Below are 16,380 nucleotides of genomic sequence, written 5' to 3' on the forward strand. Positions count from 1 at the left end.
CCCAATATGTAGGGGCGAATCCTTGTGGTCGCCCTGGGCAGGCACAAGACCTGCCCCTACACCACGGAAATTCTGGAAGAACCACAATCATCAAACCGGTTCTAATTTGGGTAATGTTTTGATAAATTGGGTGGTAACGAGTTTTACGGCTTCAATAATTGCTTCTTGAGAAACACGGCCGCCATAGCCTTCAACAATTTCCTCAATATTTTCGCCGGCAGCCAGGCGTTCCAGGGTTCCGGTTATCTCAATGCGAGTATATTTAAAAGTGGGCCGGCCTCCACAAACATCAATAGCTCGCACTACATATTGGCCCAAGGGATAGTATTGATAGGGTTCACCGCCGACAATTTCGGCCACAAATTCACTCATTAAATGCCCTCCAGAAAGTTAATCACGGGTATTATGCCCAAGAGACCGGCTATACACAAATTATTCAAACCACAGAAGTTGCTAAACCGTTAGCCCTAAGCTTTTATCTCACGGCCCGCATACTGCTGCTGGTAATACTCTTTATACCGTTCTCCACTCTTGATTTTGCGCCACCAGGACTCATTTTCAACATACCACTTGACCGTAGACTCAATGGCCTGCGCGCAGGTGTGGGCCGGCTCCCAGCCCAGGCCGCAAATTTTGCCAATATCCAGGGCGTAACGCCGATCGTGGCCGGGGCGGTCGGTAATGGGTTGGAGCAGGCTTTCGGGTTTGTTGAGCAGTTTGAGAATCAAACGGGCCATGTCAATGTTGCGCATTTCGGCGCCGGTGCCGATGTTGTAGATCTGGCCAATTTGGCCCCGCTGCAAAACCAGGTCAATGGCTTGGCAGTGGTCCAACACGTACTGGTAATCGCGCATTTGTTTGCCGTCGCCGTAGAGGGGCAGGGGCTGGTTGTCTATGGCGTTGGTGATGAAAAGGGGCACCACTTTTTCAGGGTATTGGTAAGGGCCAACGTTATTGGCCCCCCGGGTCAGGGTGACCGGCACATCAAAGCTGGTGTAATAGGCCAGGCACATCAAATCGCCCCCGGCCTTGCTGGCCGAGTAGGGGCTGCGAGTATGCAGGCGGTCTTCTTCGGTGGAGCGGCCTGCCAACACCTGGCCGTACACTTCGTCGGTGCTCACCTGGTGATAACGCTCCAGCCCATATTTTTTGGCCGCCTCCAGCAAAACGTAGGTGCCGTACACGTCGGTTTGAATAAAACTGCCCGGCTCCATCAACGAGCGGTCCACGTGCGTTTCGGCGGCAAAATTGACAATCACGTCAATGTGGTGTTTTTGGATAACGTTGTCAACGGCGGCGGCGTCGCAAATATCGCCTTGATAAAAGTGGTAGCGGGGATCACGGGCCACCGGGGCCAGGTTGTCCGGGTTGCCCGCGTAGGTCAATTTGTCAAACACCACCACGTTAATGCGGTCATACTTATCCAACAAAAGATGCACAAAGTTGGAGCCAATAAAACCGGCCCCGCCTGTTACCAAAAAGTTTTTCATCAGTGTTAGCCTCCCTGATATTGGTTAGGTTGTAAGGTAGCAAAGTAGCAAGGTAGCAGGTAGCAGGTAGCAGCACAAAATAAAAATTACCTGGTGCTACCTGCTACCCTGCTCTGCTACATTTCTTTAACGGTAATATCAATAATTTTATCGCCCGGCGGGGCAGCCGGGTTGGCTTGGGGGTCGCGGGGGGTGATGTTTTCGGCCACATCCTGCCCCTCAATCACCCGGCCCAAAATGGTAAAGCCATCGTTCAAATTGGGCGCGGCATCGTAGGTAATAAAAAATTGGCTGCCGTTGGTGTCGGGGCCGTTATTGGCCAGGGCCACCATCCCTGCCCCGTCAAAACTACGTTCGGCGGTAACTTCGTCGCTACAGCGATAGCCGGGGAAACCCAGCCCCAGGCCGGTGGGGTCGCCCCCCTGGGCCACAAAGCCGGGCAAAACCCGGTGAAAGGTAACGCCTTTATACCAACCCTGATTGGCCAAAAAAACAAAACTGTTGACATTTATGGGCGCGGTATCCGCAAAAAGTTCCACCACAATATCGCCTTTCTCGGTTTTTATGGTGGCCGTATACTCTTTTTCCGGGTCAATAACCTGTTCCGGCTGCCGGTACCACTGCCACTTATCCTGCGCCTTGAGTTGATTGATTTTGCTAAAAAGACTCAAGCCCGTAAAGGGGGGGATTTGAAATTGGCTTAAATCGCTCAGGGGAATATAACGTTGGTTGGCAAAAAAAGTGGGCGTGCCGGGCAAGCCCGCCCCAACTGCGGCCTCGTAGTCGGCCATTACTTTTTCGGCGTAAGTTTCATTTTCCAGGTCGCCCTTGAACTGATCAAGGTTTTCCACGCCAACCTCTTTGGCGTAGCCAACCAGCGTGTCAATGATATTGTCTTTGGGCAGGCGGCTCCATTCACTTTGCCGTTCGTACAAAATATCGTGCATTTCCCAAAATTTATCCTGGGCGCCAGCTGCTTCGGCTGCTTCGGCTGTTATTTGGGCTTTATCGTGAATGCTAATCAAGGGAAAATGGCGATAAACGATGCGCGCGTCGTTACCCAGGCTTGTTTTGACTCCCTCCAACACGGGAGAGATGCTGGCGCAAGCCGGTCACTGGAAATCGCCATATTCAATAATGGTCACCGGCGCATTGGCCGGGCCTTTCACCCAATCCGCAGCGGTTACGGCGGCAATCGCGTCGGTGGGGGGAGATTCATCTATATAGGCGCTGAGGGCCGTAATGACGCCTGTCAGTTGGTCGCTCTGGGGGTCTACGGCCTGGCAGCCAGGCGCCTGGCCCGCGGCAGATATAACCGGCGTTTCTGGCTCCGCAGCGGCTTCCGGTTCGCCGGCCGGCGGCGCTTCGGCGGCAGCTTCGGTTTCCTTTTCCGGCGTTGCCGGTGGTTCTGTCGCAGTGGTGGCCGGGGCGTTGGCTGCTTCTGTGGGGGCAGGCGCGGTTGGCGTTTCGGGTGTAACGGCAGCGCCCCCGCAAGCCGCCAGGTTTAAGCCAACCAAAAGCAGGCCGGCCGGCCACAGGGCCAGAACAGGACGTAATAAAAATTGTTTGGACATAGTTGCCTCCTCGAACAAATTTTGCAAAGTGATACTTTACCACAAATCTTTGATTTGTCGAGGGCAGGGAGTCTGTCCGACATTTTAGGAGGACCGGGGGGTGTGGGGGGCGTCCCCCCAATTCCCCCCTGTGCTTTCCAAAAAATTTTGGACGCGCTCAGGGCAGGGGGAGGCATTGACAATTGTTTTGAGATGGAGTATAGTCTGCCTGGATTATCCTCAAAACTGGACTCAGGAGGCAAGCGTGCTGGGCAGAAAAAAATCCCCGCCTATTGACAAAATAGAAACCGTGATTGGGGCCAATACCAATTTTAAGGGCCGGCTGGTGTGCGATGGCAGCGTGCGGATTGACGGTATTTGCGAGGAGGGCGTGATTGAAACCGTGGGCAACATTGTGGTTGGTCCGCAAGCCAAAGTAGCCGCCAACCTTATTGCCGAGAATGTGTCGGTGAGTGGGGCGGTGACCGGCCAAATCAAAGCCACGGGCCGGTTGGAAATATTGAGCACCGGCAAGGTGTGGGGGGATGTTGACGTGGGCAGCTTTTTGCTGGATGACGACGGTTATTTCCGGGGCAAGCTGGCCATGAAAGAGGAATTGCCGCCGCCCCCCATAGGGGCCGCTGCGGCGGAAGTAAAAACAGCACCTGCTCCTGAGCAACCCCCTGCTGACGCGGCAACCGAAGGATAGGCCTTGTTGGCCGGCTCCAATTCTACACCCCAATGTAAACATGCGTTCTATGCCGATTAATGGTATACTATCGGAAAGCATGGGAGAGTTTACAATGGGGACCTCTGTAAATAAAACTGATAAGACAAGTTTTAACATCAATAGGCTGCCACCAGACTTACAACGTCATCTGGCAAATGTTTATCAAAGCGAACAGATTGACGACGCATTAGCCGTAGATCACGTTTATCAAGGCGACGTGCGAGAACTTCTGCCTAAAATTCAGCCAAACAGCATTGCCCTGAGCATCTGGTCACCCCCTTATTTTGTTGGCAAAGAATACGAATCGGATTTATCATTTAAAGATTGGCAAAGTCTACTGGCTTATGTCATCAATCTCCATTTTCCCATCATTAAACCAGGCGGATTTCTGGTTATCAATATTGCCGACATTTTAGTTTTTAAAGACCCCTCGATACCAAAAATCCAAGCTGAAGTGGTTAGCAGCAGGCGTTCAACGGTGACACGAGAGGATGTGCTCCAGGCTATGGCTGCACACCCTGATTATAACCGTTACCAAATTGCCAAACTATTAGGCTGTAGTGAGCAAACTGTTGACCGCCGGCTCAACGGCAACAACATCCGGGGCGGCAAATATGAAACACAAACCAGGATAAAAATTGTGGGTGGTCTTATTGAAGAATGGGGGCTTAAGGCGGGTTTCTATATGTATGATAGACGCGCCTGGGTAAAAGACGCCGCCTGGGAAAATTCGCGCTGGCACAGTTTATCTTACAAATCAGTGGATGAGTTTGAGTATTTGTACGTGTTCTGGAAGCCCGGCGTGACCAAAGTTGATAGAACCAGATTAACCCCCAAGGAGTGGCGAGACTGGGGTTCGCGCGGGGTCTGGCATATTCCATCGGTGCGGGCAAATGATAACCATGAAGCAAAGTTCCCTCTGGAATTGCCCCGCCGCTTCATTCAACTATTGACCGAAACGCACGATATTGTGCTTGATTGTTTTATGGGCAGCGGCACAACCGCCATCGCCGCAATTCAGCAAAACCGGCGATTTATTGGCATAGAATTAATTGAAAAATACGTAAACTTAGCCCAAACAAACATTCAAAAAGCAACGGCTCAACAACAATTAGACTTGCGGCCTGATAAAAGTGATAATGGTGAAACATACTGCTTGATCCAAAACAACTCACAAATGACCTTGCCCGACTAGAAGAAATAGAAAAAGCATCGCTCCGGCTGGTGACGCAAGCCATTTACGACTATCGGGATACCGCTATCGAAATCTTTCATGCGGAAAGTGATTTAGTGGCGGATATAGGTGAAGACATCACCCGCGAGGCTTTGGATAGAATGGGCATGGCCAAGATTGACCAACGGCTATTCGGAAAAATTGATTATAAACGCGCCAGATATTTGTTTCATCCAGAGTATGCTATCCGCCAGGCACTATTTGTCGACTCTAAAGCTGAAAAAATAGACGGCCAGGGCACAGCAACTTTACAAACTTCTCAATTCTCTATGATTGTGCGCCAATTTAGAGCCAAACAAAACGTTGAAGTTGAGGGAACTTTGCCAAAAATTTTGACCATCCGCAACATAAGTTATATTACCACGACCATCTTTGTTAAATATAACTACGAGGAGACAGATGGTTATCACAAAGAATTAAAATCCATCACCCTCGCCGCTTTGCCAAATGGCTTGCTTCAAGAAAAGTATAACCCATCTTGCGATAACACAATATATGGAAAGTGGGCAGAAATGCGCCCTCAAGAGGAGAACCATTTCGAGTACGCCTAGCGTTTGACTGGTTAGCAGTCAAAGCCGGTTGGCGCGTGCAAAAAATCCCTCTGCCTCCCCATAATTTCGTGTGGAGCGACTAATCCTCTAGCTCCACTTCATCCTTTATCAACGCATCGGTAGAAACATTAAAGATTTGGGCAATTTTTAGCACCATATCTACATTAGGGACTTTCTCACCTCTCTCCATTTGTCCAATATAGCTATGGCTGACCTCAAGCATATCAGCCAACTGTCGCAGCGTAAAACTTTTTTGATTACGCAAAAAGCGCAATTTCTCCCCAAATTTTTCCATAAAACTCTTGTAAACTTGACGCCAGTCAAATAATATGTTATTATCCTGTGAAGCTATAGCTTCACAGGGTTTTGAAAAAAGGAAATCATTCTATGGGCACTTACGACCACAAACAAATCCTATCTGATTATGAAAATGGTAAATTGACGGTTGAAATGGCAATAGGGCATACTTTGCAACACATTGATAAACTCTATGAGTTTCAAACCGTCGCCAACATTAACCGCTATGAATTGCGCGGCAAAATAGATACGCTTGAAAATAGAGTAAACGGCTTACAAACAGAAATTGCCCGCCTGGCCGCTTTGGTAGAAAAGTTTCTGCCCAAACGCAAACAGAAATCTTCTGGCCAACCACCACAAGACCAACTTTGAACAATCAGGCGGGGCTATGATATTAAAGCCTGCGAATTTGAGCGCGCTTTGCAGCTTTTCTTTTTGTATGATAAAGTAAACGATTGATTTAGGCAAGATCCAACCAAGCCTGAACGTTTTATTACACTTGGAGAAAGGTCAGTTTGACCAATAAAAGTGTTCGCCACCAAAAAATCAGGTGTTTGGTTGGCCCGGCAACGGGCGCAGCCAGGCAACGGGGCATAGAGACATAACCGAATTTCCCCATGAGCCAACCCATTAATTTACTCCACTTAGCCGACATTCATATTGGCATTGAAAACTACGGCCGGCTCGATGCCGTATCGGGCCTGAATAGCCGCGTGGTTGATTTTTTGCGCCGGCTTAGCCAGGTGATTGACCTGGCCCTGGAACGAGAGGTGGATGTTTGCATTTTTGCCGGGGACGCTTACAAAAATCAACGGCCCAATCCCACCTTTCAACGCGAATTTGCCCGCCGCATCAAACGCCTGTCCGACGAGAAGGTGCCGGTTATTTTGCTGGTGGGCAATCACGATATGGCTACGGCCGACCGCGCGGCCAGCAGCCTGGAAATTTTTGGCGTATTTGACGTGCCCGGCGTTATTGTGGCCGACCGGGAGCAGGTGCATCAAATCACCTGCAAACGCGGCCAACCGCTACAGGTGGCCACGGTGCCCTATCCCCAACGTAGCCGGTTGTTGAGCCGGGAGCAGTATAAAAATATGACTCTCGATGACCTGGATATGGAACTTGGCCGTATTTTGGGCGATAACCTGGCCGACCTGGCCGCCGAAGCCGGCGAGTTGCCCGACGTTCCGGCGGTGCTCACGGCGCATCTTTCGGTGAGCGGGGCCAGGCAGGGCAGCGAACAAAGCGTGATGATTGGCCGCGATGTGGTGGTGCTCAAAAGCGTGTTGGACAACCCGGCCTGGGATTACGTGGCCCTGGGCCATGTTCACAAGCACCAAGAGCTGAACGGCGGGCAGCATCCCCCCATTGTTTACCCCGGCAGCCTGGAACGGATTGATTTTGGCGAAGAGGGGGAACGCAAAGGTTTTGTGATGGCCCAGATTGAGCGGGGCCACACTACCTGGGAGTTTGTTCCGGTTGAGGCGCGTCGTTTTTTAACCATTCGCCTTGACGTTACGGGGGCGGATGACCCCCTGACAGCCATTCTGGACGAGTTGGAACAACACAGCGTCAAAGAAGCCGTGGTCCGGCTCGTCATCAAGGCCACCGAAGCCCAGGAAATTTTGCTTGATGACAAGCCTATCCGCCAGGCCCTGAATGACAGCAGCTACATTGCCAGCATTGCGCGCGACATTGACCGGGTCCAACATCGCCGGTTAGGCGGGATCTCTGCCGAGGCGCTAACGCCTCAACAGATTTTGGAGCTTTATCTAGATTCCAAAGAAGCCCCCCCAGAACGTAAAGAACAGTTAATGCGTTATGCCGAAGTGATTTTTAGAGGGGAATAGCCTTTAACTTTTAAGGCAAGACGCTCTACAAGCTATCTATTTTTGATCAATCTTGGGCAGGGTAATGCCAATTTGTTTTTGGTACTTGCCCTTTTTATCGGCATAAGAGGTGCGGCACTGCTCGTCGGCCTGGAAAAAGACCACCTGGGCAATGCCTTCGTTGGCGTAGATGCGAGCCGGCAAGGGCGTGGTGTTGGAAATTTCCAGGGTCACGTACCCTTCCCATTCCGGTTCAAAGGGAGTTACGTTGACAATAATACCGCAGCGGGCGTAGGTGCTTTTACCCACGCAAATGGTGAGGATATCGCGCGGAATGCGAAAATATTCAACGGTGCGGGCCAGGGCAAATGAGTTGGGGGGAATAGTGCAAATATCGCCTTTTACTTCCACAAAAGAACGGTTATCAAAATGTTTGGGGTCTACCACCGTGTTGTTGACATTGGTAAAAATCTTAAATTCATCCGCCACTCGAATGTCGTAACCGTAAGAGGAAACGCCATAAGAAATAACGCCCTCTTTTACCTGGCCCGCTTCAAACGGTTCAATCATGCCGTAAGTTAAAGCCATTCTTTCAATCCAATGGTCCGGTTTGATGCTCATAAAAAAACCTCTCTGTTTTGAATTTCTGACTTGGATTTTTTTTAGGAATCCTTTCGTTTCCAGTCAATTCTCATTACCTGGATGGCCCCGTCTTTTTTACAATCGTCGCTCACTTCCCAATCGGGTGTATCTAACGACTCTACCCCCGCCCCGCCGATAACCTCTGCTTCAAATTCAACGCCGTTGAGGTCACCATTCAATTCAGCAATCAGGATTGTATAATCTCCATTCTCGTTTGTTTTGCCAATATAGGGGCCTTTGAATTGGTCTTCATCGCCTTTTATCTGGATGGTGACATAAGGCACCGGAGCGCCGCCGCTTCTTTGGAATACATGGCCATACACGCCAACGTGGGCGCAATTTTGCTCTCCTTCCATGCCTTCTTCCTCATATCGGCCCGGCGGTGTATCCGGCAGAGGCGTGGCCGTGGGCGTGGCCAACGGCGATTGGGGAGCCGGTACAGGGGTTGGCGTTGGCGGAACAGGGGTGGCGGTTGGCGGCGCGGCGGTGGGCGCGGGCGTATGGGTGGGCGGGATAGGGGTATCAGTGGGCGCCGGTGTATTGGTAAAAGTGGGGGTAGGGATAGGCGTATCGGTATAGATAGGGGTATTGGTAGGCGTTGGTACGGGAGTGGCGGTTGGCGGCAGCGGGGTTACAGTAAAAGTAGGCAAGGGGGTTCGAGTAAAGTGAGGCGTGGCCACCTGGGCTACCGGGGTATTGGTCAGGCAGGCCAGGGTGGGCAGCAATAATAAAACCACCCCCCACCAGCGCCGGCCAACCGGCCTAAATTCAACAATATCCTGGTCGTTTGCCACAAGAAAGTGTTTGATAGAGTTGATTATTCCCTCCAGGATTAAGTTTCAGATGACAGTAGGGGCGTACCCTTGTGGTCGCCCCGGAGGACAGGCACAAGGCGCTGTCCCTACGATTACTGTCACCTGAAACGCATCAACAATTTGCGTAAGCCCCTACTTAAATAGTGCACTTTGGGTAACCTGGCCGTACTGCCAATTAAAAAAGCAATCCTGAATTTAGCATAGAAATGGTTGAGCGTCAATCCAGAAAAGCCGCATTGCTAATAGTGTGGCTTGGTGTTATACTGGCCTGGCACGGGAGAATTAATGATGATTAAAGCAGGTCTGATTGGGGTGGCGGTTGCCTTTATTTATGTGAGCAGTATCACCCTCATCTCGCCCTTTTGCACCCTCTGTTTTACGCCCCTGCTGGGGCTTGGGGTAGGTTACCTGGCCGGCTGGTTTGACCAATGCCAAACCGCCAACGCCAGTGTTAACAAGGGCATTGTGGCCGGCGGGATAGCCGGCCTTGGCGCGGTGCTGGGTCAAATCCTGGCCGTCATCATTAGCACAGTTTTAATTACCAATCTGGAACAATTACCTATTTTAATGCAAGAATTGGGCTTATCAGAATTTATCATCACCGATACCGCCGACTACTGGCAAACCACTTTAACCACCAGCGCCTTTTGCAGTTTCTTGAACTGGGGCATTATTGCCGGTTTGGGCGCCATGGGGGGGATGTTTTGGTCTCAGCGGAATCGGGCTGCCTTTCCTCCCATTTCATCAGGAGGTTGACCCTTATGAACAAGATTAATGCTGCCCGCCAGGCCCTGGGCCTGATTGAATTGGAAAACGCTTCTGCCGGGCCGGTTAAACAGGCTATTGAGCAGGTCAGCCAAATAACCGCCGTGGAGGGCAATCAGGTGAATTTTGCGGGCCGGCGTATTGTGGAGGGGCATGGCTTTGCCCTGACGGTAAATTGTTACGATATTTACCGGTGTCCCCGGGGCTACTTATTGCACGTTTATATGGACAAAGGGCCTAACTGGGCGGTAGCCGGTAAAACCCTGGCCGGCATGCTGGCCGCCGCCCCCGACCAAACAGTGGCCCGGCGCGCTCACGGCGAGTTGGTGAAAAAGGGGTTTATTTCTATTCATGATCGGGGTGGTTCATAACGCATGAGAAAGCCGACAAATGACCAACGACCAACGACATTGCTCAAAGACCGTCAATAAATCGGTTGTTCGTCGGGCAAAAAAGGGTCAACTTTTGACATACACCCGGGGCAAAGTATAATTACGGCTAACAACTTATGCCTCCGTAGCTCAATTGGATAGAGCATCAGTCTTCGGAACTGAGGGTTGGGGGTTCGAGTCCCTTCGGAGGTGCTGGTCGAAGCCTATTTAGTTGTGGGTTTTGACGGTTCACCTGCCTTTCTCGCCCTACCGGGGGCGGGGTTAAGGGTGTTGCCGCCCGCCATCTACTTGGCGGTGGTGGCGGGCGGCGCTGCTGTATAATTCTCTACGGGATAGAGGTTGTCGAGCCGATCTTTGTACCATTGCGACACATACGGATTATTCCGCGTTGGGTTTTCGCTGGCGTCGTTTGTGGCTATGATCTGCCGGTGATAAAGAAATCTTAATCCTTTGCAGATTAAATGGAGTCTGTAGATTTCCAGCAGTAAGCCGATTATAAGAATAAAGAGAGTAAACAGCTTAAAGCTTCTGATGATAAGTTAATCCTCCAATCCTTTGGATTGGTTGTGTTAGCCAATCTCTACTGGTTAGCCGCCGAAAGAGATTGGTACATAGTTAAGGTGAGTAAATGAAACATTCTACTATTTCCGAAATATCACGAGCACTCGAGATATTAGCCGATGTTATGGTTAGCGATGGTCAAGATGAAATAGCAGGGTTCAACTCAGGATTTTTTTATAATGCAGGACGAACATTACGCCTGCTTACTCGATCTAAAATATTCAAAGAGGAAGAGTTTACAAATCTCTTGAACAAAATAGATACATACTACGACATAGGTTCAGAATGGGCATATGAAGAAGACCTATATCAACAAGCCTTAGCAAGGCTGAGTATTGATAATGAGGAAGATCGAGAAATCTTAGGAAACATGCCCAATCTAATCCAGGATTGCGCCAGACAATATTATGCTATAAAGGCGGATTTGGACAGTGAAGTAGATGATATAGACGAGTTTCTCCGTACAGAAGAAACTCGAAAGAAGTAAGCAATCCGCCTTAGTGCGGTTGTTAAGTTGTTGCTCCACGTTGATTGGCGTCGGTTAGGAGCAATGACAAATAGTAAAGAGCCATGAAAATGGCGAAACACAAAAAAGAACGCCTCCACTCTGATGGGGGTGTTCTTTTTTATGCTGCTATCTCTTCAGGAACATGCTCTATCAAGTCCCCTATTGCGCAACCATAATATGAACATAGTTGGCTCAATGTATTGGCCGCGTACAACGTTGTCTCGTTATTGAATAAGGCAGATAGAGTTCGTGTGGATAGGCCGGTTTTTTGACTAATTTCCCGATAGGGGATAGATCGGCCTTCTTCTACTTCCTTCCGAGCGTGCAGCAGTTTTACCCTGCTGCGAATAGCCATTTCCATTGGCACCTCCTGAATGATACTTGGAGTATACCACAGGTTACTATAATTTGTCAAGATGTATCAATAATTTATTTACATATTGACATTTATTTTAACTTGTGGTATTATTATTGTAACTTGTTACAACGAGGTTCATAAATGCAAATCATCATAGACCGCGCAACGTGCGCAATCAGGATAGTTTTTGAAGAAGCCGCGCCGCCGGCCGAGCAAGCGGCGCTGGACGAGCGAGCGGCGGTGGCCGAGGCCGAGGCGACGGTGGCGGGCCTGCGCGAATTGTTGCAGTACCAAGCCGCTATTAGCGCCGACGCGCGCGCGGCAGCCGAGGCCCAGGCCCAGGCCCAGGCGCTGGTGGAAAACCTCCCCCCGGCCCCCTCCTACGAGGAGAGGGAAGTTAGGGTTCATTCAACCGTGCCGTTTAGCGTGGCGCAGAAGATGCGGGCGGTATTGGCGGCGGAGCCATTGTTTTTAGATTATGAAACAACAGGCTTGCGGCGCGGGGTGCAGGCGCGCGAAGTTGGAGGCGGGTATACCACCACGGCCAGCGCGAAATACCACCAGGTAATTGAGGCGGCGGTAATGGACGCAAAGGGCCGCCTGGTGTTTCATAGCCGGGTGAACCCGCAGCGCGGCATCCCGGCCCGGATCAGCGAGACCAACGGCCTGGACCCGACCAGCGTAGCCGCCGCGCCCACGTGGGGCGAGGTAGCGCCGCTACTGAAGCAGATTTTGCAGGGCCGAACGGTGGTGGCCCACAACGCGGCCTTTGACGCGCTGTTTACGCCGCCAGAGTGGGGGATTGAGTGGGTGTGCACCAAAGCCCTGGCTGACGAGGCGTTTGGGCGGTACGATTGGTTTGAGGCCCAACACGACCGGCGCAAGAGCGGCCGCCTGGCGGACAGGCTGTGGCAATGCGGCCTGAAACCCGGGCCGGCGCACACGGCCGCGGGCGATTGCGAGAGCGTTTTGCGCCTGGCCAGGTATCTGGCGGGGCTAAAACAGCAAAGTTGAGTCGAGTCGACTCATACGAGTCATGGAGTCATGCAGCATGAGTCGTCTTTTTGCGAGCAAATTTTTCCCGAAAACCCCCGCAGAGTCACAGAGTCCATGACTCGTGTGAGTCGGGTAGACTCAACTTTGATTAATAAGTAAAAGTTTTTTTGTAAAAAAGAAAGGATTTTAAGCATGAACAAGGCAAATGGAACGCAAACGGCAGTAGCGCCGGTGGTTGAGGCCCCGGCGGGCAACGGCGTGCAGGAGGCGCTGGCGGCTTTATTACAGAGCAGCCGGCAGACCAACCAGACGCTGGCGCAGTTGGTGCAAGAAATTGGGCTGATGAATCACCAGATGTTTGCCGGCGGGCAAGCGGTACGGGCGTACCAGCCGCCGGCGCAGCCCACTGCGCCATCCCCGGCCCCGGCTCAGCCGGTGGCCAGGGTAGTGCCGGACGGCCAACAGTGGCGCAAGGAGATTTACAAGAGCCGGTGCAGCAGCATTGGCATTTCTAAAACGCGCAGTTTGAACAAGTGGAAGCTTAATTTCTACGTGGACGGCTACTATCGCCCGGCCAGCGCGTACAGCCGGATGGGGATTGCCAGCCTGATCCAGTTGGCCCGGGGGGTGTGGCCGGAGATCAGCGAAGACCATTTTAGCAACGAGACTTTTAACCAGCGCAACCAGGAGTGGCAGAACGCGGGGAACGACAATAATTATGAGGAAATGTTCACCGCGCCGCAGCCGTTTGCGGTGGAATGGTACGAAAAGCCGGGCAACGACGGGCGCACTTACGCTTACGTGGAGCGGGTGTATCCGATAGGGGGGGAGATATGTTAGAGATTGTGCTGAGCTGGGACCCGGAGTGTGGTTTTTCGCGAAAAGACCTGGAGCGGCGGCTGAGGGAGTTAGGCCCGGCCGACGGCAAGTTTTTGAACGTGATCCAGACGCGGAGCAGAGGGATGATGATGGTATGCACCGACGACTGGACCGCGCCGCCGGACGAGTTAGAAGAGCAAGTGTGGCGGCAGCTAAGGGCGGCCCTGCAAGATTAAGAAACCCCGCAAAGGCAAGGGGGCTTATGGAAAGAAATCCCATAAGCCCTTTTTATTTATGGCGCGGCGACAATAGAGATGGCCCAGGGACCATGGGCAGAGAATTTTAGGAGTTGGGCCTGGCGATTGACGAGCACCTGCCCATCGTAAGGGTCGGCGGTATTGATAGGAACATCGAGCATGCGGCCCTGGCCAAAGACGGTAAGGGCAAAATGGCGAGTGGAGGCATTGCCGGTAACAACAGCCGTATCCGGGACGCCGCCGGAGAGTAACAAAACATCGTCGCCGTTTCCCTCGATGGAGCCAGGCACGGGCAAGAGAGTGGCCGCGGTTAAGGGCAGAATTTCTATGGTCCAATCCCCTTCGGCGTCAATCTCCAGGCGGGTGGTGTGCTCGCCGGTGTAGTCAATAAGGGTTCGACCGTCGTAAGCATCGGCGGTGTTAACCAACAAATCCAGGGTGTCGCCATTGGCGTTATAGGTAACAACGGCAAAGTGGCGCTGGCCGGCGTTGCCGGTGAGGTGGACAATGGCCGGGCCGGGCCACTTGTTGAGTTCCTGGATAAGATCGCCGGCGCCGTTAAAAATAATAGGTTGAGGGGCCGGGGTAGCAGTAGGAGGCGGCCCGGCGATGGGCGGCCCGGTAGGGGGCGGAGACGAAAGAGGCAGGGGGGTAGGAGTGGAAACGGGAATAACCGGGCGATCAATAACGGGCGCGCGAGACGATTGGCTAGGGGTGGATGGGGGAGTAGTGGTTTGGATGACCAGGGCCAAGAGGGGACACCAAAGGCAGGCCGAGAGGATAAAGCCCAAACACCCCCCGGCGGCAAAAGACCAGGAATTATATTTTTGCTGATAATAATTTTGGGACATGCGCGGCTCCTTAGCGGGGTTTTATTTTCGATTCTACCGGGTTTTGGGAAAGGTGTCAACAATTGAATAAGTTGCTTATATTATGTATAATAAAAAGCGAAGGAAAGACAGCCGGCGAGGGTGATATTTTTGACAATTTGGATAGGGGATGTTTCATGCTAAAATAAGAGGGAGATATTTATGAATAGCACCCAATTCCATCCGGCCCGGGGACTGTTACGGCTTACGTGGCCGCAGATAGAGTTGATTGACCAGCTAATTGACCAACTTTGCCAGAGCACCGGCGAAGAAGGCTCAGGAACGCTGGTGCTAGAGGTCAAACGGGGCAAGTTGCGATTTGCCGAATATCCGCTGCGACTGCGGACCGAATTGCAACCCAACCGGGAATAAACGACCTTTTTTAAAACGAGACTTATATGCCCGACAGCGCGATCACGCCGGGGCGAGGCCAGAAGAGGCCGCGCCCCTTTTTTTTGTCTAAACGGCAAGCAGAAGCGTTGAAGCTGGCGGCCGGGGGGCGCACAGCGAAACAGATAGGCATGGAGATGGGAATTTGCCCGCGCACGGCCAGCGCGCATTTACAGGCGGCCCGGCGGCAATTGCGGGCCGCAAATACGACCCACGCGGTGGCGATGGCCATAACCATGGGGTTTATTTACGTTGATTCTGATTTTTGGGGTGTAGAGCCGGCACGAACTGCGCCAGCGCAGGGATAGGCCGGCTCTTATTTTTATGTTCCGAAAATTACTATTTTCGGAAGTTGGCAATGGCACACCGATTACCGACCTGGTTGACCGCATCTGAACGCAAACGGTTGCAAACCGCAGATTTAAATACCCGCGACCGGGCGATAGTTGTAACCTTGTTGTATGCAGGGCTGCGCTCCAACGAATTAAAGATGTTGGACCTACATGATCTGGATTTTGACGACCGGACAATACTGGTCAGGCATGGCAAACGCAACAAACAGCGGCTGATCCCGATGCACGCCGAAATTGCCGCGACGCTGGCCTTGTACGTGCAAGAGCGAGATGCTGGGGCGGTTTTTCTGAATCGTTTTGGGCGCAGGCTCAGCAATCGCGCAATCAGGTTATTGGTAAAAAGCGCCGGGTTGGGGGCAGAGATAAATAAAGACTTGCACCCACATGCTTTACGCCACTCATTTGCGGTTAGCTTATTGGAAACGGAACCGCCGACCGACCTGGAAACTATCAGGGAACTGCTGGGGCATGCGGACATTAAAACGACTTCGGTTTATTTGCATTGTTCATCGGCCCGCCGGAGAGAGGCGGTGGATAGGTTATAAAGATGACGCCGATTATACCTTCAGCCAGGGCGTTTGAGGTAGGCGGGGCGGCTTGCCTATCATTGCTTTATGGAGAACCGAAATTTAACACGTTTCAGGCGCACGAGCTGGAACAGGCAGCGGAAACGTTGTTTCAGGCAGCCGAGATTCTGGACATTCAGAGCCGGACAACCAGGTGGACGCAGAATCCGCCCGCCAAGCCCGGCGCTGAGGGCGTGAAGGAACGTTTAACCAGGCGCGAGCTTGAGGTTTTGCGACTGGTGGCGTTTGGCGGCACGTGTCGGCAGGTAGGGGAAGAATTAAACATCAGCCACCGGACCGTAGAGGATCACGTGGAGCACATCAAAAAAAAATTACACCTAGATGATCGCCGTGATTTAACCGAGTGGGCCATAGAAAACAAGTTAGTTTGAACGAGCCAAGAGA

General features: G+C 51.9%; 24 protein-coding genes, 1 tRNA gene and 1 pseudogene. 17 read left to right on the forward strand and 9 right to left on the reverse strand.

What is annotated here, in order from left to right:
• Nucleotides 1-90: 90 nt before the first annotated feature.
• The 4 genes from JW953_01340 to JW953_01355 all read right to left on the reverse strand — a co-directional run bounded on the left by JW953_01340 (nucleotide 91) and on the right by JW953_01355 (nucleotide 3,064).
• Nucleotides 91-372 (reverse strand): DUF433 domain-containing protein, encoded by a 282-nt coding sequence (locus JW953_01340; protein MBN1991319.1) that lies wholly within the window; start codon nucleotides 370-372, stop codon nucleotides 91-93.
• Between the two features lie 95 nt (nucleotides 373-467).
• Nucleotides 468-1,490 carry a dTDP-glucose 4,6-dehydratase gene (rfbB, locus tag JW953_01345; GenBank protein MBN1991320.1) on the reverse strand — a complete coding sequence of 341 codons (1,023 nt, stop codon included), beginning with the start codon at nucleotides 1,488-1,490 and terminating at the stop codon, nucleotides 468-470.
• Nucleotides 1,491-1,606: 116 nt separating this feature from the next.
• Nucleotides 1,607-2,281 carry a peptidylprolyl isomerase gene (locus JW953_01350; GenBank protein ID MBN1991321.1) on the reverse strand — a complete coding sequence of 225 codons (675 nt, stop codon included), beginning with the start codon at nucleotides 2,279-2,281 and terminating at the stop codon, nucleotides 1,607-1,609.
• 321 nt (nucleotides 2,282-2,602) lie between these two features.
• A complete protein-coding gene (locus JW953_01355) occupies nucleotides 2,603-3,064 on the reverse strand; it encodes a hypothetical protein (GenBank protein ID MBN1991322.1) in 462 nt (153 codons plus the stop codon).
• A 244-nt stretch (nucleotides 3,065-3,308) separates the two neighbouring features.
• Here JW953_01355 and JW953_01360 point away from each other — a divergent pair, with 244 nt between their 5' ends.
• From JW953_01360 to JW953_01370, 3 genes and pseudogenes are all read left to right on the forward strand, one after another.
• Nucleotides 3,309-3,752 carry a polymer-forming cytoskeletal protein gene (locus JW953_01360; GenBank protein MBN1991323.1) on the forward strand — a complete coding sequence of 148 codons (444 nt, stop codon included), beginning with the start codon at nucleotides 3,309-3,311 and terminating at the stop codon, nucleotides 3,750-3,752.
• 94 nt (nucleotides 3,753-3,846) lie between these two features.
• Nucleotides 3,847-4,968, forward strand: coding sequence for a site-specific DNA-methyltransferase (locus JW953_01365; protein MBN1991324.1), 1,122 nt, complete (start codon nucleotides 3,847-3,849; stop codon nucleotides 4,966-4,968).
• Nucleotides 4,923-5,641 (forward strand): annotated as a pseudogene (locus JW953_01370) (SfiI family type II restriction endonuclease). Before JW953_01365 ends, JW953_01370 begins: the two are co-directional and overlap by 46 nt.
• On the opposite strand, the gene JW953_01375 reads toward JW953_01370, so the two are convergent.
• The gene (locus tag JW953_01375) at nucleotides 5,638-5,853 is read right to left on the reverse strand and encodes a helix-turn-helix transcriptional regulator (protein MBN1991325.1); all 216 of its coding nucleotides are present in this window, start codon (nucleotides 5,851-5,853) and stop codon (nucleotides 5,638-5,640) included. The pseudogene JW953_01370 and the gene JW953_01375 overlap by 4 nt on opposite strands.
• A gap of 92 nt (nucleotides 5,854-5,945) precedes the next feature.
• Between JW953_01375 and JW953_01380 the strand changes: the two genes are divergently transcribed.
• Together JW953_01380 and JW953_01385 are read left to right on the forward strand one after the other, a co-directional pair.
• The gene (locus JW953_01380; GenBank protein ID MBN1991326.1) at nucleotides 5,946-6,227 is read left to right on the forward strand and encodes a hypothetical protein; all 282 of its coding nucleotides are present in this window, start codon (nucleotides 5,946-5,948) and stop codon (nucleotides 6,225-6,227) included.
• Between the two features lie 245 nt (nucleotides 6,228-6,472).
• A complete protein-coding gene (locus JW953_01385; protein ID MBN1991327.1) occupies nucleotides 6,473-7,705 on the forward strand; it encodes an exonuclease SbcCD subunit D in 1,233 nt (410 codons plus the stop codon).
• A 36-nt stretch (nucleotides 7,706-7,741) separates the two neighbouring features.
• Here the strand turns inward: JW953_01385 and JW953_01390 are convergent, their stop codons facing one another.
• Nucleotides 7,742-8,305, reverse strand: coding sequence for a dCTP deaminase (locus tag JW953_01390; GenBank protein MBN1991328.1), 564 nt, complete (start codon nucleotides 8,303-8,305; stop codon nucleotides 7,742-7,744).
• A 41-nt stretch (nucleotides 8,306-8,346) separates the two neighbouring features.
• Entirely contained in the window at nucleotides 8,347-9,120 is a 774-nt protein-coding gene (locus tag JW953_01395; protein MBN1991329.1) for a hypothetical protein, read from the reverse strand.
• A 306-nt stretch (nucleotides 9,121-9,426) separates the two neighbouring features.
• Here JW953_01395 and JW953_01400 point away from each other — a divergent pair, with 306 nt between their 5' ends.
• The 5 genes from JW953_01400 to JW953_01420 all read left to right on the forward strand — a co-directional run bounded on the left by JW953_01400 (nucleotide 9,427) and on the right by JW953_01420 (nucleotide 11,346).
• Entirely contained in the window at nucleotides 9,427-9,897 is a 471-nt protein-coding gene (locus tag JW953_01400) for a hypothetical protein (GenBank protein ID MBN1991330.1), read from the forward strand.
• A gap of 5 nt (nucleotides 9,898-9,902) precedes the next feature.
• Nucleotides 9,903-10,277 carry a hypothetical protein gene (locus JW953_01405; GenBank protein MBN1991331.1) on the forward strand — a complete coding sequence of 125 codons (375 nt, stop codon included), beginning with the start codon at nucleotides 9,903-9,905 and terminating at the stop codon, nucleotides 10,275-10,277.
• Nucleotides 10,278-10,416: 139 nt separating this feature from the next.
• Nucleotides 10,417-10,490: transfer RNA gene (locus JW953_01410), tRNA-Arg, on the forward strand.
• Nucleotides 10,464-10,619: a hypothetical protein gene (locus tag JW953_01415; protein ID MBN1991332.1), complete on the forward strand. Its 156-nt coding sequence runs from the start codon at nucleotides 10,464-10,466 to the stop codon at nucleotides 10,617-10,619. The genes JW953_01410 and JW953_01415 overlap by 27 nt, the downstream gene beginning before the upstream one ends.
• 307 nt (nucleotides 10,620-10,926) lie before the next feature.
• Nucleotides 10,927-11,346 carry a hypothetical protein gene (locus JW953_01420; protein MBN1991333.1) on the forward strand — a complete coding sequence of 140 codons (420 nt, stop codon included), beginning with the start codon at nucleotides 10,927-10,929 and terminating at the stop codon, nucleotides 11,344-11,346.
• Between the two features lie 139 nt (nucleotides 11,347-11,485).
• On the opposite strand, the gene JW953_01425 is transcribed toward JW953_01420, so the two are convergent.
• The gene (locus JW953_01425; GenBank protein ID MBN1991334.1) at nucleotides 11,486-11,728 is read right to left on the reverse strand and encodes a helix-turn-helix transcriptional regulator; all 243 of its coding nucleotides are present in this window, start codon (nucleotides 11,726-11,728) and stop codon (nucleotides 11,486-11,488) included.
• A 138-nt stretch (nucleotides 11,729-11,866) separates the two neighbouring features.
• Here JW953_01425 and JW953_01430 point away from each other — a divergent pair, with 138 nt between their 5' ends.
• The 3 genes from JW953_01430 (at nucleotide 11,867) to JW953_01440 (ending at nucleotide 13,776) form a co-directional block, all read left to right on the forward strand.
• Nucleotides 11,867-12,739: a 3'-5' exonuclease gene (locus JW953_01430; GenBank protein ID MBN1991335.1), complete on the forward strand. Its 873-nt coding sequence runs from the start codon at nucleotides 11,867-11,869 to the stop codon at nucleotides 12,737-12,739.
• Nucleotides 12,740-12,913: 174 nt separating this feature from the next.
• Complete coding sequence (locus JW953_01435) at nucleotides 12,914-13,561, forward strand: hypothetical protein (GenBank protein MBN1991336.1); 648 nt, start codon at nucleotides 12,914-12,916, stop codon at nucleotides 13,559-13,561.
• A complete protein-coding gene (locus JW953_01440; GenBank protein ID MBN1991337.1) occupies nucleotides 13,555-13,776 on the forward strand; it encodes a hypothetical protein in 222 nt (73 codons plus the stop codon). Before JW953_01435 ends, JW953_01440 begins: the two co-directional genes overlap by 7 nt.
• Nucleotides 13,777-13,832: 56 nt before the next feature.
• Here the strand turns inward: JW953_01440 and JW953_01445 are convergent, their stop codons facing one another.
• Complete coding sequence (locus tag JW953_01445; GenBank protein MBN1991338.1) at nucleotides 13,833-14,648, reverse strand: hypothetical protein; 816 nt, start codon at nucleotides 14,646-14,648, stop codon at nucleotides 13,833-13,835.
• 180 nt (nucleotides 14,649-14,828) lie between these two features.
• Here JW953_01445 and JW953_01450 point away from each other — a divergent pair, with 180 nt between their 5' ends.
• Genes JW953_01450 through JW953_01465 form a run of 4 tightly spaced genes read left to right on the forward strand, consistent with a single transcriptional unit; the run spans nucleotide 14,829 to nucleotide 16,367 of the window.
• Nucleotides 14,829-15,038, forward strand: coding sequence for a hypothetical protein (locus JW953_01450; protein MBN1991339.1), 210 nt, complete (start codon nucleotides 14,829-14,831; stop codon nucleotides 15,036-15,038).
• A gap of 26 nt (nucleotides 15,039-15,064) precedes the next feature.
• Complete coding sequence (locus JW953_01455) at nucleotides 15,065-15,364, forward strand: helix-turn-helix transcriptional regulator (protein MBN1991340.1); 300 nt, start codon at nucleotides 15,065-15,067, stop codon at nucleotides 15,362-15,364.
• A 50-nt stretch (nucleotides 15,365-15,414) separates the two neighbouring features.
• Entirely contained in the window at nucleotides 15,415-15,954 is a 540-nt protein-coding gene (locus JW953_01460; GenBank protein ID MBN1991341.1) for a tyrosine-type recombinase/integrase, read from the forward strand.
• Nucleotides 15,955-15,956: 2 nt separating this feature from the next.
• Complete coding sequence (locus tag JW953_01465; protein MBN1991342.1) at nucleotides 15,957-16,367, forward strand: response regulator transcription factor; 411 nt, start codon at nucleotides 15,957-15,959, stop codon at nucleotides 16,365-16,367.
• The last annotated feature ends 13 nt before the right edge of the window (nucleotides 16,368-16,380 follow it).

The sequence above is a fragment of the Anaerolineae bacterium genome, assembly GCA_016931895.1.
Lineage (GTDB): Bacteria > Chloroflexota > Anaerolineae > 4572-78 > J111 > JAFGNV01.

Bases quoted from the DNA above. Each gene is read 5' to 3' on its own strand.
- JW953_01340 (MBN1991319.1), bottom strand. From the start codon at position 372: ATGAGTGAATTTGTGGCCGAAATTGTCGGCGGTGAACCCTATCAATAC.
- rfbB (MBN1991320.1), bottom strand. From the start codon at position 1,490: ATGAAAAACTTTTTGGTAACAGGCGGGGCCGGTTTTATTGGCTCCAAC.
- JW953_01350 (MBN1991321.1), bottom strand. From the start codon at position 2,281: ATGGCCGACTACGAGGCCGCAGTTGGGGCGGGCTTGCCCGGCACGCCC.
- JW953_01355 (MBN1991322.1), bottom strand. From the start codon at position 3,064: ATGTCCAAACAATTTTTATTACGTCCTGTTCTGGCCCTGTGGCCGGCC.
- JW953_01365 (MBN1991324.1), top strand. From the start codon at position 3,847: ATGGGGACCTCTGTAAATAAAACTGATAAGACAAGTTTTAACATCAAT.
- JW953_01375 (MBN1991325.1), bottom strand. From the start codon at position 5,853: ATGGAAAAATTTGGGGAGAAATTGCGCTTTTTGCGTAATCAAAAAAGT.
- JW953_01380 (MBN1991326.1), top strand. From the start codon at position 5,946: ATGGGCACTTACGACCACAAACAAATCCTATCTGATTATGAAAATGGT.
- JW953_01385 (MBN1991327.1), top strand. From the start codon at position 6,473: ATGAGCCAACCCATTAATTTACTCCACTTAGCCGACATTCATATTGGC.
- JW953_01390 (MBN1991328.1), bottom strand. From the start codon at position 8,305: ATGAGCATCAAACCGGACCATTGGATTGAAAGAATGGCTTTAACTTAC.
- JW953_01400 (MBN1991330.1), top strand. From the start codon at position 9,427: ATGATGATTAAAGCAGGTCTGATTGGGGTGGCGGTTGCCTTTATTTAT.
- JW953_01405 (MBN1991331.1), top strand. From the start codon at position 9,903: ATGAACAAGATTAATGCTGCCCGCCAGGCCCTGGGCCTGATTGAATTG.
- JW953_01420 (MBN1991333.1), top strand. From the start codon at position 10,927: ATGAAACATTCTACTATTTCCGAAATATCACGAGCACTCGAGATATTA.
- JW953_01425 (MBN1991334.1), bottom strand. From the start codon at position 11,728: ATGGAAATGGCTATTCGCAGCAGGGTAAAACTGCTGCACGCTCGGAAG.
- JW953_01430 (MBN1991335.1), top strand. From the start codon at position 11,867: ATGCAAATCATCATAGACCGCGCAACGTGCGCAATCAGGATAGTTTTT.
- JW953_01435 (MBN1991336.1), top strand. From the start codon at position 12,914: ATGAACAAGGCAAATGGAACGCAAACGGCAGTAGCGCCGGTGGTTGAG.
- JW953_01440 (MBN1991337.1), top strand. From the start codon at position 13,555: ATGTTAGAGATTGTGCTGAGCTGGGACCCGGAGTGTGGTTTTTCGCGA.
- JW953_01445 (MBN1991338.1), bottom strand. From the start codon at position 14,648: ATGTCCCAAAATTATTATCAGCAAAAATATAATTCCTGGTCTTTTGCC.
- JW953_01450 (MBN1991339.1), top strand. From the start codon at position 14,829: ATGAATAGCACCCAATTCCATCCGGCCCGGGGACTGTTACGGCTTACG.
- JW953_01455 (MBN1991340.1), top strand. From the start codon at position 15,065: ATGCCCGACAGCGCGATCACGCCGGGGCGAGGCCAGAAGAGGCCGCGC.
- JW953_01460 (MBN1991341.1), top strand. From the start codon at position 15,415: ATGGCACACCGATTACCGACCTGGTTGACCGCATCTGAACGCAAACGG.
- JW953_01465 (MBN1991342.1), top strand. From the start codon at position 15,957: ATGACGCCGATTATACCTTCAGCCAGGGCGTTTGAGGTAGGCGGGGCG.